This is a genomic window from Variovorax monticola, from assembly GCF_051216855.1.
GTDB lineage: Bacteria > Pseudomonadota > Gammaproteobacteria > Burkholderiales > Burkholderiaceae_C > Variovorax.
This window is the reverse complement of sequence record NZ_JBPJZP010000005.1, coordinates 85567-99519: the sequence shown is the minus strand read 5'-3', so window position 1 is coordinate 99519 and position 13953 is coordinate 85567. Positions and strand designations below refer to the sequence as shown.

General features: G+C 69.2%; 14 protein-coding genes. 6 read left to right on the top strand and 8 right to left on the bottom strand.

What is annotated here, in order from left to right; all coding sequences use genetic code 11:
- Nucleotides 1-64: 64 nt before the first annotated feature.
- Nucleotides 65-1135 (bottom strand): bifunctional nicotinamide-nucleotide adenylyltransferase/Nudix hydroxylase, encoded by a 1071-nt coding sequence (locus ACSFA5_RS18225; protein ID WP_435445460.1) that lies wholly within the window; start codon nt 1133-1135, stop codon nt 65-67.
- 284 nt (nt 1136-1419) lie between these two features.
- On the opposite strand from ACSFA5_RS18225, the gene ACSFA5_RS18220 reads away from it, so the two are divergent.
- The 6 genes from ACSFA5_RS18220 (at nt 1420) to ACSFA5_RS18195 (ending at nt 7361) form a co-directional block, all read left to right on the top strand.
- Nucleotides 1420-2613, top strand: a complete 1194-nt coding sequence (locus tag ACSFA5_RS18220) for a hypothetical protein (RefSeq protein ID WP_435445459.1) — start codon at nt 1420-1422, stop codon at nt 2611-2613.
- Between the two features lie 128 nt (nt 2614-2741).
- Nucleotides 2742-3575, top strand: a complete 834-nt coding sequence (locus tag ACSFA5_RS18215) for a pseudouridine synthase (protein ID WP_435445458.1) — start codon at nt 2742-2744, stop codon at nt 3573-3575.
- A 149-nt stretch (nt 3576-3724) separates the two neighbouring features.
- The gene (locus ACSFA5_RS18210; protein ID WP_435445457.1) at nt 3725-4381 is read left to right on the top strand and encodes a response regulator; all 657 of its coding nucleotides are present in this window, start codon (nt 3725-3727) and stop codon (nt 4379-4381) included.
- On the top strand, nt 4378-5763 hold the full coding sequence (locus ACSFA5_RS18205; protein ID WP_435445456.1) for a sensor histidine kinase: 1386 nt from the start codon (nt 4378-4380) through the stop codon (nt 5761-5763). The genes ACSFA5_RS18210 and ACSFA5_RS18205 overlap by 4 nt, the downstream gene beginning before the upstream one ends.
- Nucleotides 5764-5917: 154 nt before the next feature.
- Nucleotides 5918-6256: a hypothetical protein gene (locus ACSFA5_RS18200; protein ID WP_435445455.1), complete on the top strand. Its 339-nt coding sequence runs from the start codon at nt 5918-5920 to the stop codon at nt 6254-6256.
- A gap of 67 nt (nt 6257-6323) precedes the next feature.
- Complete coding sequence (locus ACSFA5_RS18195) at nt 6324-7361, top strand: ABC transporter substrate-binding protein (RefSeq protein ID WP_435445454.1); 1038 nt, start codon at nt 6324-6326, stop codon at nt 7359-7361.
- Nucleotides 7362-7469: 108 nt separating this feature from the next.
- Here ACSFA5_RS18195 and ACSFA5_RS18190 read toward each other — a convergent pair whose 3' ends face one another.
- The 7 genes from ACSFA5_RS18190 to ACSFA5_RS18160 form a co-directional block, all read right to left on the bottom strand.
- A complete protein-coding gene (locus ACSFA5_RS18190; RefSeq protein ID WP_435445453.1) occupies nt 7470-7994 on the bottom strand; it encodes a DUF3761 domain-containing protein in 525 nt (174 codons plus the stop codon).
- 119 nt (nt 7995-8113) lie between these two features.
- Nucleotides 8114-8707, bottom strand: coding sequence for a hypothetical protein (locus ACSFA5_RS18185; RefSeq protein WP_435445452.1), 594 nt, complete (start codon nt 8705-8707; stop codon nt 8114-8116).
- A 77-nt stretch (nt 8708-8784) separates the two neighbouring features.
- Nucleotides 8785-9621 carry a fimbrial biogenesis chaperone gene (locus tag ACSFA5_RS18180; RefSeq protein ID WP_435445451.1) on the bottom strand — a complete coding sequence of 279 codons (837 nt, stop codon included), beginning with the start codon at nt 9619-9621 and terminating at the stop codon, nt 8785-8787.
- Nucleotides 9618-10154, bottom strand: coding sequence for a hypothetical protein (locus ACSFA5_RS18175; RefSeq protein WP_435445450.1), 537 nt, complete (start codon nt 10152-10154; stop codon nt 9618-9620). Before ACSFA5_RS18175 ends, ACSFA5_RS18180 begins: the two co-directional genes overlap by 4 nt.
- Before the next feature lie 2 nt (nt 10155-10156).
- Nucleotides 10157-10750 (bottom strand): hypothetical protein, encoded by a 594-nt coding sequence (locus ACSFA5_RS18170; protein ID WP_435445449.1) that lies wholly within the window; start codon nt 10748-10750, stop codon nt 10157-10159.
- Nucleotides 10743-11354 carry a hypothetical protein gene (locus tag ACSFA5_RS18165; protein ID WP_435445448.1) on the bottom strand — a complete coding sequence of 204 codons (612 nt, stop codon included), beginning with the start codon at nt 11352-11354 and terminating at the stop codon, nt 10743-10745. The genes ACSFA5_RS18170 and ACSFA5_RS18165 overlap by 8 nt, the downstream gene beginning before the upstream one ends.
- Nucleotides 11355-11399: 45 nt before the next feature.
- Complete coding sequence (locus ACSFA5_RS18160) at nt 11400-13520, bottom strand: carboxypeptidase-like regulatory domain-containing protein (protein ID WP_435445447.1); 2121 nt, start codon at nt 13518-13520, stop codon at nt 11400-11402.
- Nucleotides 13521-13953: the final 433 nt, after the last annotated feature.

Genomic DNA, 13953 nt, shown 5'->3' with positions numbered 1-13953 from the left:
GTGAAAGCTCCTTTCACGTGGGCCCCGTCAACCGGGGCCGTTCTTGCTGACAAAGCCTGGTCGTTCAGTTCTTGCCCAGGCCACCCAAAAAATGATTCGCGATGAAGAAGTGGTCTTCGTAGATGCGGTCCTGCATGTCCAGGAACTCGGTGATCGGCACCCAGCGCACCTCGGCCGCGTCGTCGTCGGCGCGCACGTCCGACAGCCCCGCCCACTGGTTGTGCGCCAGCTCGAAGAAAAAGCCGTGCGTGATGGTGCGTCCGCGCTGCGAGCGGTCGGGCGCGTCGAACACATGGCTGGCCTTCATGCTGCCGTTCAGCACGGGCACGGGCACCTTGAGCCGGGTCTCTTCCTTCAGCTCGCGAATGGCCGCGTCCTGCAGCCGCTCGTGCTGGCCGACGAAGCCGCCGGGCAGCGCCCAGGTGCCCTTGCCCGGATGGAACTTGCGCTGCACCAGCAGGATGTGGCCGGCCTCGACCACGATGGCATCGACCGTGGTGTAGATCGGCGGAAAGCTGCTGCCCGCGTAGCGGTACTTGTCGCGGTAATCGGCCAGGAAGGCGCGCTCTTCGCAGAGCTCGGCGTAGTCGGCGGTGCGGGTGAACTGGTCGAGAAAGGCGGCCGTGCCGTCGGGCAGGTCGGCGCGTGCCAGCTGGCCGCGGTTCTGGGGGTCGAAGTAGAGGCTGCGCACGTCGGTGGCGTTCAGGCTCTCCACGTTCTGGTGGCCGACGAATTCCCAGTGCGGGAAGAGCTTGAGGTAGTAGCTCGACGCGTCCTTCAGGTGGCCCACCAGCGCCACCCTGGCCTGGGCCGGCACGTGGCCGTCCTGCACGATGAGCCGCTCGACGGCGGACTGGATCGACGCGATCCAGAGCTGGTCGTTGTAGGGCGAGTCGCCCACGCCGACCACGCTCACGCGCATCTGCTCGGTGCCGCGCAGGCAGGCGCGCACCATGCGTTCGCGTTCGTCGAAAGTGAAGGGGTTCTTGACGCTGCGGGGCTTGCGGTCGGAGCCGACCACCACGATGACCCGCTCGGCGGCGCGAAGGCCTTCTTCGATGAGCCGCTGGTGGCCGAAATGAACGGGCTGGAAACGCCCGATGACGATGGCGTATTGAAATTTTCGTGTGCTCACTTGGGAATCCCCCAAAAAAGGCGAGATCAACTCTCGCTTGGTTTCAGCATAGCACCGGGCCTGCATATCGATCAAGTCTTTCCGAGGCACGCAGATTGTGTTTGCGCTCGCGAATTTTTCCGCACACGGCCCAACTGATTGCGAGAAGCAGCGGCCGTTTGACCGTTGTTTGCAAAGCCAGGACCCCGCGTGCCGCAGACTTTCTGCTCGCTGTGCGTCGACTCCCCGATGCACGTACCAGGCGCTCTTCAGTTCGACTTCCACACGCCCGACGCTTCGCCATCATGTCGACCAACATCACACCTGTTCTCGATCAATTGTTCGCCGGCCACCTCATTGAACAGACCGTCCATGAAGCCGCGAGGCAAAAGCTCAACGACCTTGCGTTGCCTCAAGAGCCGTTTCACACGCTGGGCACCGGATTGTTCTGGTTGGTCGAAAACAGCCTCTTGTCTCTCGAAGCGATCGAGGCCCTCTTCGTCCAAGCGCACGAGGGAGCTTCTGCCGCCGATGCCATCTGCAAGCAGGCCGTGGCCGGGTACGCCGCCCACCAATCGGCACTGCAGTTTGCAGAGTTCGACCGGAAGTTCTGGTCGAGCGTGTTTCCCGGGCCCCGCTGGGCCTGGTGGACGGGCGGCGCCGCTGCCGTCGTGTTTGCCGGTTGGTTCTTCCTGGCGCCGGATGCCACGCCTGCGTGCGACGACAAGCGTGTTGCAAGGGCTCTCAGCAGTGCGCTGATCGATGTCGCGTTTGGAGACTCCGGCAAGCCATGGTTCGGCACGGCAAAGGATCGGCCCAATCCGCTGTTGGCAAAATTCACCGATATCAAGGAGATTGGCTACATCAAGGCGGAGCGCTCACGCGGTTGTTCGGCCATGCTCAATATGGGCGACACCTCCGTCCCGATGGCCTTCACCGTGGGGCCTGAACGCGGGAGCAGCGAGATCATGGTGCGCGGCGGCAACCAGCGGGTGATCAAGGCCAAATATGGCCGTGCCAACAAAGACGGCACCCTGCCCGAGTTCGGCGCGCCGATCGGCAAGGCGCAACTGGCCGCAGCATTTGCAAGCGGCGTCGAAGCGTTCGAGAAAAGAACTGCCTCCGTCAATGCAACGGCGCTCAAGGAAATGGATCGTCGCCGCGGCATCGACGCCGACAGGAAAACAATCCAGTCCGTGGAGCCGCTGGCAGATTGCCTGGTCGTCGAGCCGGACAAGAAATACACCTGCCGGGTGCAGCTTCAGTACATCGATCGCGTCATGGCGGTTCTTGGCGAGTCGGACACGCAGGTTGCTCAAGGCGATTTTGATCTCGTGAAGCAAGGCGGGGGCTGGGCCATGTCCGACGACTTCGCCAAGCAATACACGGATGCCATCGTGCGAGGGCGCGTGGGCGCGCTCAAGGGCGACGAAGCAGCCCAAAGATTCGAGGACATCCGCAAAAAACAAGGCAAGGAGGCCGCATCCGCCGACGAATGATGCGTTGATCGATGGCACCCCGGCATCACGAGGGCGGTGCCGGGGTGCTGGAGCCCGCGCAGCAAGCGGGTGTCGGGATCGAAATGGCAAGACACCATGAAGAAGCGGTTTGCTAGGATCTGCCCCCGATGACCGAGCCCTCCACGCCCCCCAATGCTCCCGTGCGCCTGAACAAGCGCATGGCCGAACTCAAGATGTGCTCGCGCCGCGAGGCCGACGAATGGATCGCCAACGGCTGGGTGAAGGTGAACGGCAAGCCGGCCGAGATGGGCGTGAAGGTCACGCCGTCGGACCGCGTCGAGATCGACAAGGCGGCCAAGGGGCAGCAGGCCAACCAGGTCACCATCCTCATCAACAAGCCCATCGGCTACGTGAGCGCGCAGGCCGAGGACGGACACGAGCCGGCGGTGTCGCTGTTCACGCCGCAGAACCGCTGGGCGGAAGACAACACGCGCTTCTTCTTCCACCCGCACCAGCTGCGCGGCCTGGCGCCGTGCGGCCGGCTCGACATCGATTCCATCGGCCTGCTGGTGATGACGCAGGACGGGCGCATCGCGCGCCAGCTCATCGGCGAAGACTCGGTGATGGACAAGGAATACCTGGTGCGCGTGGCCTACCACGGCCTGGACCAGCCCGCGCCCCCCGGCCAGCTGGTGCGCATGGACGACGACGACCCCATCACCAGCAACGTGCAGGCGGTGTTTCCGCCGGCCATGCTGGCCCGGCTGCGCCACGGCCTGAGCCTGGACGGCCAGGCGCTGAAGCCGGCGCGGGTCGAATGGCAGAACCCCGAGCAGCTGCGCTTCGTGCTCACCGAGGGCAAGAAGCGCCAGATCCGCCGCATGTGCGAGCTGGTCGGCCTGAAGGTGGTGGGCCTGAAGCGCGTGCGCATCGGCAAGGTGATGCTGGGCAACCTGCCGGTCGGGCAATGGCGCTACCTGGGGCCGCACGAGAAGTTCTGAGGCGGTGTTGCTCCCTCTCCCCAAGGGGAGAGGGAGCAACTCAGTGCCTTTAAGCCCCGCTTAACTCTGCCCCCTTACGCTGCGCCCCGGCGCAGGCACTTTCGATCATCCCGTTCGCGTGCTACCTTGCGGCCGAAGGAGACGCCGCCATGCGCGTACTGTTGGTGGAAGACGATGAAATGATCGGGCGCAGCCTGAAGCAGGCGCTCGAAGGCGCGGGCTGGTCCGCCGACTGGGTGCGCGACGGCGAGCTGGCGCAAAGCGCGCTGGGCGACGGCGGCTACACCTGCGTGCTGCTCGACCTCGGCCTGCCCAGGCAGGACGGCACCGAGGTGCTGCGACGGGCCCGCGAGCGCGGCGACGCCACCCCCGTGCTGGTGCTGACCGCGCGCGACGGCCTGGACGACCGCATCCACAGCCTCGACCTTGGCGCCGACGACTACCTGCTCAAGCCCTTCGAGTTTCGCGAGCTGCTCGCGCGCATGCGCGCCGTGGTGCGCCGGCGCGACGGCGCGGCGCATTCGCTGGTCGGTGGCGGCGCGCTGCAGCTCGACCTGACCACGCGCGAGGTGCTGGTCAACGGCGCGCGCGAGGCGCTCACCGCGCGCGAGTTCGCGCTGCTGCATGCGCTGCTGGAGCGCCCCGGCGCCATCCTCTCGCGCGAGCAGCTCGAGAACCGCATCTACGGCTGGGGCGAGGAAGTGACCAGCAACGCCATCGACGTGCTCATTCACGGCATGCGCCGCAAGCTGGGCGCCGATTCCATCCGCAACGTGCGCGGCCTGGGCTGGCGCGTGGCCGCATGACCCGTGCGATGCGCGGCGGCGGCCGCTGGTGGCGGCCGGGTTCGCTGCGCACGCAACTGCTGTTGTGGCTCATCACGCTGCACCTGGGGGCGGCCGTGCTCACGGCATGGTTCTCCTTCGTGGCCTACGGCAACCTGGTGCACAACGCGCTGGACGACCAGATGCGGCTGGTGGCCGAGTCGTACGCGGGCAGCGACCCGCAGAAGCTGCCGAAGCCGATGGACGGCGAGGCCGCGTTCTCGCGCGGCGCCTTCATCGTGCAGATCTGGAACGCCGACGGGCACACCTTGCGCGCCACGTCGTGGCCCGTGCTGTCGGTGCCGCTGCAGCCGGGGCCGGGCTTCAGCGACGTGACCACGGGCACGCGGGCCGGTTCGAGCTGGCGCGTGTTCACCGCCGAGCCCGGCCCGCGCGCCGACCAGCCGCGCGTGCAGGTGCTGCAGAACGAGGACTACCGCCGCCGCCGCGCACTGCGCCGCGCGCTGCTCGAAGGCCTGCCGATCACGCTGCTGCTGCCGCTGGCGTTGATGATCTTGTGGATCATCGTGTCGGCGGCCTCGCGCTCGCTGCGTGCGGTGGCGCGCGACGTCGCCTCGCAGGACGAGCGCAGCCCGACCGAGCTGTCGTTGGCGCGCGTGCCCGACGAGATCGCGCCGCTGGTGGGCGCCTTCAACAACCTGCTGTCGCGCGTGCGCAGCGCCTTCGCCACGCAGCGGCGTTTCGTGCAGGACGCCGCGCACGAACTGCGCACGCCGATGGCCGCCATCGGCCTGCAGATCGAGAACCTGCGCGCGCACGTGCCGGCCGGCGAGGCCACCGAGCGCTTCAACCAGCTCGAAGCGGGCGTCACGCGCGCGCAGCACCTGATCGAGCAACTGCTGCACCTGTCGCGCCAGGACGCGCCGCAAAGCGGCAACGCGCGCGAGCGCGTCGACATCGAGGTGCTGCTGCGCGAGAGCGTGAGCCAGCTGATGGTGCTGGCCGATGCGCGGCGCGTGGACATCGGCTTCGAGAACGAAGGCCGCATCGCCGCCGTGGTGTTCGCACCCGCGGCCGAATTGCGCAGCGTGTTCGACAACCTGATCGACAACGCGCTGCGCTATGCCCCCGAAGGCGGCGTGGTCGACGTGAAGCTGCGCCAGGTCGACGGGCATGCGGTGGTCGACGTGCTCGACAACGGCCCCGGCATTCCGCAAGCCATCATCGGCCGCGTGTTCGACCGCTTCTTTCGCGTGCCGGGCTCGGCGGCGGGCGGCAGCGGGCTGGGCCTGGCGATCGCGCGCACCGCGGCAGAGCGGCACGGCCTGCGCATCGAGCTGCGCAACCGCGACGACGGGCCGGGGCTGATGGCGCGGGTTCACCTGCCGTTCTTGCCAACGTAGAGTGGGCTCGGACGGCTGCGTCACTCACACGCCGCTAAGTCTTCGCTCACCGTCCCATCAGTCTGCGTGCCTAGAGTGCTTTCAGGTCCTGTCACGCGCAGTTCGCTCGATGGCACGCGACCGGAGACAACCTGAACCCAGGAGAACACACATCATGCGCACTTCCTTCAAGCTTCTTGCCGTCGGTTCCTTCGCTGCGCTGGCAGCCTTGGGCACGGTCCAGGCCTCGGCCGAAACCATGGACGGCTCCGACTTTCATCCGCTGCAGATGAATTCGCCCGAACGCCCCGACGTGCAGGCCGGCGCCATGGCCGCGGCCCGCCCCACCGGCACCGAACCCATGGGCCAGTCGACCAGCGCACCCGCGATGAACTCGACGCTGCCCGTGGCCGACATCCAGGCCGGCGCCTATGCGGCCTCGCACCCGACCGGCACCGAGCCGATCGGGCAGTCGACGTCGCTGCCGATGGTGAAGTCCGGCAGCGGCAGCTGACGGCGTTGTTGGCGGCGCGCCCCACCGGGCGCTATCCTGCGGCCTCCAGCAACGAGGAGGGCCGCGCATGCCAAGCTTCGCCATTCGGCACATCGCCACCGTCGCCTGCGTGGCCACGGTGGCACTTCTTTCGGCATCGAACGCCGCCGCGCAGGGCACCGTCAACGCGCTGTGCAGCACCGATGCGGGCTGGTGCGAGGCGGCTGCCACGGCCTTCACGCGCGAGACCGGCATCCGGGTGCTGCAGGCCCACAAGGGCACGGGCGAAATCGGCGCCCAGCTGCGCGCCGAGGCCGCCAACCCCAAGACCGACATCTGGTGGGGCGGCACCGGCGACCCGTTCCTGCAGGCCGCCGAGCAGGGCCTGCTGGAGCCCTACCGGCCGGCCTACATCAACGACCTGCACGACTGGTCGGTGCGCCAGTACGCGATGTCGCAGAACATGGTGGGCGGCTTCTACACGAGCGCGATGGGCTTCGGCTTCAACACCGAGCTGCTGAAGAAAAAGAAGCTGCCCGAGCCGAAGTGCTGGGCCGACCTCGTCAAGCCCGAATACAAGGGCGAGATCGAAATTTCCCACCCGGCCTCCAGCGGCACGGCCTACACCATCATCGCGGGCCTCGTGCAGCAGATGGGCGAAGACGCGGCCTTCGACTACCTGAAGAAGCTGCACCGCAACGTCACCAGCTACACCCGCAGCGGCCAGGCGCAGGCGCCCGACGTGGCCAAGGGCGAGGTGGCCATCGGCGTGAGCTTCATCTTCGGCTTCGAGAAGTGGCGCTACGACAAATTCCCGGTCAAGACCGCCGCGCCCTGCGAAGGCACGGGCTACGAGATCGGCGGCATCGCGCTGGTGAAGGGCGCGCGCAACCAGGCGAACGCGAAGCGCTACTACGACTGGCTCATGAGCCCCGCGGGCCAGTCCATCGGCGGGAAGGTCGGCAGCCTGCAGTCGCCGGCCAACAAGACCTTCAGGCCCGACCCGCGCATTCCGTCGATGGCCGACGTGAAGCTCATCAAGTACGACTTCGAGAAGTACGGCAAGGCGCAGGAGCGCAAGCGCCTCATCGACCGCTGGACCCGAGAGGTCGAATCGCAAAAATAGGCTCGCCCCCAGGCTGCGCGCACTTCGTGTCGCTTCTCCTTCCCCCTACCGGGGGCAACACCTGCGGCCCGGCGAAGCCGGTTCCGCGGTGTTCCTGGAACGAGCCCTTCAGGACGTGCAGGTCTTGTTGTGCGAGGCGTGCATGCCTTTGGTCTTGGCGTCGGCTTCGCTCAGGTACTCGCCCTTCTTGGTCTTGCCGTAGTAGCGGTCGCCCATGCAGTGGTAGACCTTGGTCTCGTCGTTGGCCCACACCTTGCCCGCGCCGCCGCCGGGCGCGGCCGCCATCTTGGTGAGGTCGGGCGCGCCGGGTGTGCGGGTGGCCGTGCCGGTGCTGGGGGCCACGCCGGTCTTGTCGACGCTGGCCGACTGCGTTTCGACCGCCGGTGCCGCCGCCACGGGCGCCGCCGCGGCGCCGGCGCCCTTGCCGTCCTTGCCGTACCAGGTCTTGATGCCCTTGTGGCCGCGGCAGGCGCCCGACTTGGTGTCGGGCGAGGCATAGCTGTCGTCCTTGCATTGCACGGTGGTGCCGGCGGGCGCACCGGCGGGCACCTGCGCCTGGGCCTGCATCTGGGCGGCCAGCGCGGCCAGGCCGAGGCAGGCGGCGATCCAGGTCATCCGGGGGTTCTTGTTCATGCAAAGCTCCTGAAAGGGTGAGGGAAAGATCCACGTCGGAGCTTTGGGGATCGATCCCAGCGCCACCTGACTTGGCGCGGGCAAAGGCGTTCAGGGCGTTCAGGGCGTCTTGGCGGGCTTCAGGGCGAACTGGCGGTGAACGTGACCTGCCCGAGGTAGACCCCGGCCGGGCGGCTCGTGAGGTTGGCGTACGAGAAGGTCCAGTTCGCGGCGCGCTGCGTCACCAGGGTGCCGAAGGCGGTGGGCGTCACGTTCACGGCCCCGCCCGTGCCGGCGTTGGGAATGGCCGGCGCGGGCAGCGTGGCGTCGTCGCTGGCCACCGTGATCTCCGACATGGGAATGGTGTTCGCGCTGGTGGTGCTGGTGAGCGGCGTGCTCGCGGTGGCGCGCAGGCTGACCTGGCCGCCGTTGCTGCGCACCTCGACCGCCAGCGTGACGCCCGCCGCGGGCGTCACCGCGAAGGCCGGCGCCGCGCCGCTCCAGTTGGCCGCGGTGTTGTTGCCCACAACCGGCGTGGTCGGCCCGCCGGGAATGGTGGGCGTGAGCGTGAAGGCCGCGCCGTCGACGGTGCCGCTGGTCGCGGGCCAGGCGCCGGTGCCGAGCCGGAAGAACACGAACTTGTCGATGTTGACGGTGAACTTCAGGTCGACGAAAGCCGGCGTGCCCAGGCCCAGGGTGGTGGCCGTGTCGGCACGCGCGGGGCCGGCGGCCATGGCCCCGGCGGCGCACAGGGCCGCCGCACAGGCCCGGCCGATCCGACAAGCCCGGCAGCGCGGGCCGGTGCCCCGCATCAGCGGAACTCCGCGTTCACCTTGAAGCCGCCTTTCTCCCAGTCGAGCGTGCCGGCGGCCTTCAGCGGGTACACCGGCGCGGCCGCCTTGCCGTCGCCTTCGGGCTTGGGTGTCAGCGGAAGCTGGCGCGTCTGGCCCGGCAGCACCGGCGTGCCCTCGGGCACCAGCTCGAAGCGCTTGCCGGCGGCGTCGGTCGCGTCCAGGCTGCCGTCCAGGCGGCCGTGCGCGTCGCCGGTGTTGCTCACCGTGACATAGGGCGTGCGCTGGCCGTGCACCTCGCGCATGCCGACCTGGCTCAGCGCCAGCCTGGGCTCGGCACCGTTGATCAGCACATACACCGCCACCGCGATGCGCCCTGTGACCGGCAGGCTCAGGCTGGCGCCGCCCTGCCCGATGGCGGCGCGGTAGGCCGGCTCCACGCCCTCGATGGCCAGCATGAAGCGGCATTCGCCGCGCGGCGCATCGGCCGGCGGCTCGATCTGGAAGCGGAACGACGCCTTGCCGCGCGCTGGCACCCTCAACGTCTTGCGCTCCAGCAGCACCCACGGCCGGCAACTGCCGGGCTGCAGCGGGTCGAGGTACGCGATCTCGCCCTCGGGCGAGTAGCTCCAGTCGAGCGTGCGCACCGACAGCTCGGCGGCGGCGGCGCTCACGTTGTGGATGTCCAGCGACTGGCCCAGCCGTGTGCCGCTCTTGGCCGACAGTTCGAAGCGCGACGGCATGATCGCGATCTCGAACGGGGCGGCCCAGGCGGGCGGCACGGCACACAGCGCGACAACAGCGCAAAGCGCGAAGGTGGCGCGGCGGGAAAGCACCGTCGAAAGCGGTTGTGTCATGGCGATGTCTCGATTTCGAAATAAGCCTCGAAGCCCAGCGGCATGCCGCGCGACAGCCGCACCTGGCGCACGTCGAGCTGCCACACCAGGTCGAGCGCCTCGGTGATCCACGCGTCGCGCACCACGCCGTTCCACACCGGCACGCGGTCGCCGGGCCGCCCGCTGCCGCTGGCGAAAAAACCGTTGGTGCGCCAGCTCACCTGCAGGCCGGCGGGCGAGCGCAGGCCCGGCACCGCCATCGGCAGCACGTAGTAGATGCGCGCCTGGCGGCCCACGTAGCGCGCGGTGGCCAGCCGGTAGTGCACCCGCCCGAAAGCGATGCGCGCAATGGGCGAGGCGCCCGCGCCGGGCGCGACGACGGGGGAGTCGTCCGCCGGGGCGCGCACCTGCGCGCTCGGCGAGCTCGAGTCGTCCAGCCGCTCGACCCGCGCGTGGGCCGCGCCCGGCACGCCGGCGAGCCAGGCCAGCAAGGCCAGGCCAGCCAGGCGGGTGGCCGTGGCCGACCGGCGTGTGCGGGGGGCGGGGGCGTGCATGGTCAGAGCATGGTGGCGGTGAAGCGCACCGTGCCGCTGTAGCTGCCCGCGGGGTACACCGTGGTGTTGGCGTACTTGAAGGTCAGGGTGTTCGACATGAAGCGGGTGTCGCTGTTGACCAGCAGCACGGTGGCCGTCGCCGCGTTGAAGCTGGCCAGCGTCTGCGTCGAGCCGGCCACGAAGCTGCCGTTCTGGATGTCGCCCTCGGTGGGGCTGGTCGCATTGGTCGACACCCAGCTGATGGTGCTGAACGGAATGAGGTTGGCGCCGCAGCTGGCCGAGGTGGTGCAGGTGAGCGCCGCCGGCACCGTGGCGGTGAGCGTCACCGGCCGCGTCTCGGCCAGCAGCCTGGCCGGGCGTGCCGGGCTGATGCGGATGGTGATCGACTGCGAGCCGGCGATGGCGGTGCCCGTCGCCAGGCCCGCGTTGGTGCCGGTCGCGTTGAACACCACCTCGTCGATGGCCGCCGCCGAGCCCACCTGCAGCGTGATGCCGTAGGGAGAATCGGTGGGTGCGTAGGTGAAGACCGCGTCCGCGCGCGGCGCCATGCCGGCGAGGAGCGCGAGGGCCACCGCTGCGCGCAGCGGCTCAGACACTGGTGGCGGTGTAGGTGATGACGGTCGTGTAGGTGCCCGGCGTCCAGGTCAGGGCGGTGCCGGTCAGCGAGAAGGTCCAGGTGCCGGTGGCGACGGTGGACGGCACGAAGGTGCTCGCCGCCGCGCCGGAGGCCACCAGCGTCGCGCCGCCGGGGTGCGCCAGGCCCGCGCCGGAGCTCACGCCGATGTTGGTGAGCAGGGGGCCGCCGGTGGGCGCGAAGGCGGCCGCCGTGTAGGTGAGCGATCCGCCGCCGCTGCTGTTGGTCCACGCCGACACCGGCACCGCCGCCGGGTTGGTCACCGTGCCCAGCGTGGGCGCGGTGCCGTCCCAGTTGGCCGCCTGGTTGTTGCCGGCCGTGATGGTGGGCGCGGTGGCCCAGGTGATCGGCGCGGTCCAGCTCAGTGTGTCGCCGCTGCCGGTTTGCGTGCCTACGCGCAGCAGGATCAGCTTGGGCACCGTCACGCTCAGGTTGAGGTGGGCCTGGGCCGTGACGGCGGGCACGCCGGTGCCGTAGCCGTACTGGCTTTCGGCCAGGGCCATGCCGGCGGCCAGCGCCAGGGCCGCGCCGGCGGCCACGGTGAGCAGTCTCGGGTGGTGTCTCATCTCGGTTTCCTTTGCGTTGCGGTGGAACAAACAAGAAAAAGGTGGCTACTGCCCGACCTTGACCACGGGGATCGAGGTGCTGGCCTGGCCACGCAGCGGAACATCGACGCTCGCGCCCGCGTCCCGCGCCGGCCCCCAGGGCAGCGGCACGGTCTCGGGCGTGAGAGTGAGCTGGTGGCGCCCGGTGGTCACCAGCGGAAATTCGAACCGGCCGTCGCGGTCGGTGGTGGCGCGGTAGCGGCCGTCGAGCAGCACCTCGACGTTGGCGACGCCGCCTTCGCCGATCTGCGGCTGCCCGTCGTTGTTGGTATCGAAGAACACGCGCCCCGTCACGCTGCCGCCGCCGGCGCTGCCGTTGCGGGCGCCCGCGGCCTGGTAGGCGGTGCCCGCGGAGCCTTCCCAGCGCAGGTAGACGTACACCGTCTTGTCGGTGGTGCGAAAGAGCGCAGGCGTGTTCAGCGCCACCGGCACCGTGGTGGCGCGCGCCTGGTTCAGGTTGGCGGAAATGCCCACTCGCCAGCCGGGCGCCAGGTCTTTCTCGGCACCGAGCGTGCCCGACAGCCCGCGGCTGGTGTACAGGCCGCCGTGCTGCGAGGTGTAGCGCAGGTTGCCCGTCATGCTGACGCCGCTGGCCACCCAGAAGCGGAACTGCGCGCCCGCCGTGGGGTAGTGGCGCACGTCGCCGCTGCTCTCGTCGCGTGCGTAGCCCAGCGTGGTGGTGAGCTCGGGGCGCAGGGTCTCGTAGCGCCCGCCGATCCAGTCCTGCTCCCACTGCAGCTCCTGCCCGGTGGCCGTGCCGTCGCCCAGCACGATGGCCTCGTTGCGCCGCACCGCCAGGTTGAAGCGGCTGCGCGGCCAGTCGAAAAACCGCGTCTGGTAGAAGGCGTTGGCGTAGAGACTGCGAAAGCGGTTGTCCTGCCCCGAGGTGGCGCCCGCGCTGCCCGTGCCTTCGTTTTCGTAGCGCGTCTGCATCAGGTTCACGCTGCCGCCGAACGAGGTGTTGCGGTCCAGCAGGTACTGGAAGTTGCCGCTCGCGCCGGCGCGGCGGTAGCCGAAGAGGTTGAAGCTGTCGTTCGGCGCGGCGCGCTCCAGGTCCAGCCCGGCGCCCCAGTTCAGGCGGTTGTCGCTGCGGTCGATGCGCCAGTACGCGCCGCGCGTGCCGGTGGCCAGCGGGTAGTCGCCGAAGTACAGGTTGGGCCGCGCCGTGTAGGCGCCCAGCTCGTGCCGGTAGGCGCCGGTGCGCGCGCTCGCCTCCACGAACAGCCCCTGGGAAGCGCCCGTGGCCACGCCCGGCGTCGGCGACGTGGTGCGGCTGCCCACCAGCGTGGCGCGCGCCCGCAGGTCGCCGTCGCGCAGCAATTCGCTGCCATAGCCGATCGACGTGGCCCAGCTGTCGACGTCCTTGCGGCCGAAGCCTTGCGCCGTGACCGGGTCGAAGTAGTACGCCGGAATGTTGCGCGCCTGGTCGAGCTGGAACGACGCGAACCACGGGTCGCCCAGCCGCCGGGTGAGCCCGAGCCAGCCGAGCGTGCCCTGGCTCTTCTCGAAACCGGGGTACGGGCCGCCCGCGAGGTTGCCGCGCTCGCCGAAGCCCGCGCGCACGTCGAGGTCGGAGCTGAAGATGCGCGTCGATGCGCCGCGCACGGTGGTCGAGCCCAGCGACAGCCGGTAGTTGCGCGCCAGCCCGTCGGTGAGTTCGCTGTAGATGTCGCCCACCGCGCTGTCGGCGAAGGTCTGCGTGGTCAGCGGAAAACCGAGGTTGCGCAGCGTGAAGCGCCCGCTGGTGGCGTCGCGTGCATAGCCCAGCGAGCCGATGCCCCCGCCGCCCAGGAAGCTGTCGCCGCTCAGATGGCGGGCGTCGGCCTGCAGCACGAACTCGCCGTAGTTGAGCGTTTCGCGCCGGTATTCCAGGCGCTGGCCGAACTCGGTGGCGCGCTGGCGGCTGTAGCCGGTGCCGGTGGCGTCGCCCAGGCCGATGCGGCTTTCCACCAGCCAGGCGCGAAAGCCCTGCGGCGGCTCGGCCTCGGCGGCGCCCTCGGTCGCCACGGGTTCGGCGGTGTTCATGAAGCGGTCTTCGTAGGCCTTGGGCGCGGACTCGATGAGCGCGCGCAAACGCGCCTGCTCCGCCTGCGCACGGTCGATGGGTTCGATGCGCGCGTCAGCCACGTCGGGTGCGGCTGGCGTCGCCGCGCCGCTGCTCTTCGGGGGTGGGGCGGTCTGCCCGTGGGCGCATGACAGCCCTGCCAGCGCCGCTGCGCAGACTGTCCACACAGGGGGGCAGGCCGGGCGTCGGCGTGCGCCGGCGGGACCGACCGCAGTCCGCAGTGCCACTCGAATCATCAAACGACATCCCTGTTTTCCCGGGGCGCTGCCGCCCTGTTGTGGAGCCAAGAACAGGATATTTCTAAAAATGTTATCTACGGTAACTTTTCATGACAACACGGGTTTCCACCTTGCGAAGCGTTGGTTTTTGTTCTTCGGGAATGCGCAAAATGGGCCTTTCGACCTCATCGCCGCCTTGATGAAGTCGAAGGACCTCCCCACTTGAGAGGCTGGCGCAACGTCACTTCGCAGGCGCCTGCCGGCTTAGAATTTTTCG

Excerpts from the sequence above, each read along its gene's own strand:
- ACSFA5_RS18215 (WP_435445458.1), top strand. The coding sequence starts at position 2,742 with ATGACCGAGCCCTCCACGCCCCCCAATGCTCCCGTGCGCCTGAACAAG.
- ACSFA5_RS18180 (WP_435445451.1), bottom strand. The coding sequence starts at position 9,621 with ATGACACAACCGCTTTCGACGGTGCTTTCCCGCCGCGCCACCTTCGCG.
- ACSFA5_RS18175 (WP_435445450.1), bottom strand. The coding sequence starts at position 10,154 with ATGCACGCCCCCGCCCCCCGCACACGCCGGTCGGCCACGGCCACCCGC.
- ACSFA5_RS18190 (WP_435445453.1), bottom strand. The coding sequence starts at position 7,994 with ATGAACAAGAACCCCCGGATGACCTGGATCGCCGCCTGCCTCGGCCTG.
- ACSFA5_RS18200 (WP_435445455.1), top strand. The coding sequence starts at position 5,918 with ATGCGCACTTCCTTCAAGCTTCTTGCCGTCGGTTCCTTCGCTGCGCTG.
- ACSFA5_RS18165 (WP_435445448.1), bottom strand. The coding sequence starts at position 11,354 with ATGAGACACCACCCGAGACTGCTCACCGTGGCCGCCGGCGCGGCCCTG.
- ACSFA5_RS18210 (WP_435445457.1), top strand. The coding sequence starts at position 3,725 with ATGCGCGTACTGTTGGTGGAAGACGATGAAATGATCGGGCGCAGCCTG.
- ACSFA5_RS18185 (WP_435445452.1), bottom strand. The coding sequence starts at position 8,707 with ATGGCCGCCGGCCCCGCGCGTGCCGACACGGCCACCACCCTGGGCCTG.
- ACSFA5_RS18220 (WP_435445459.1), top strand. The coding sequence starts at position 1,420 with ATGTCGACCAACATCACACCTGTTCTCGATCAATTGTTCGCCGGCCAC.
- ACSFA5_RS18195 (WP_435445454.1), top strand. The coding sequence starts at position 6,324 with ATGCCAAGCTTCGCCATTCGGCACATCGCCACCGTCGCCTGCGTGGCC.
- ACSFA5_RS18205 (WP_435445456.1), top strand. The coding sequence starts at position 4,378 with ATGACCCGTGCGATGCGCGGCGGCGGCCGCTGGTGGCGGCCGGGTTCG.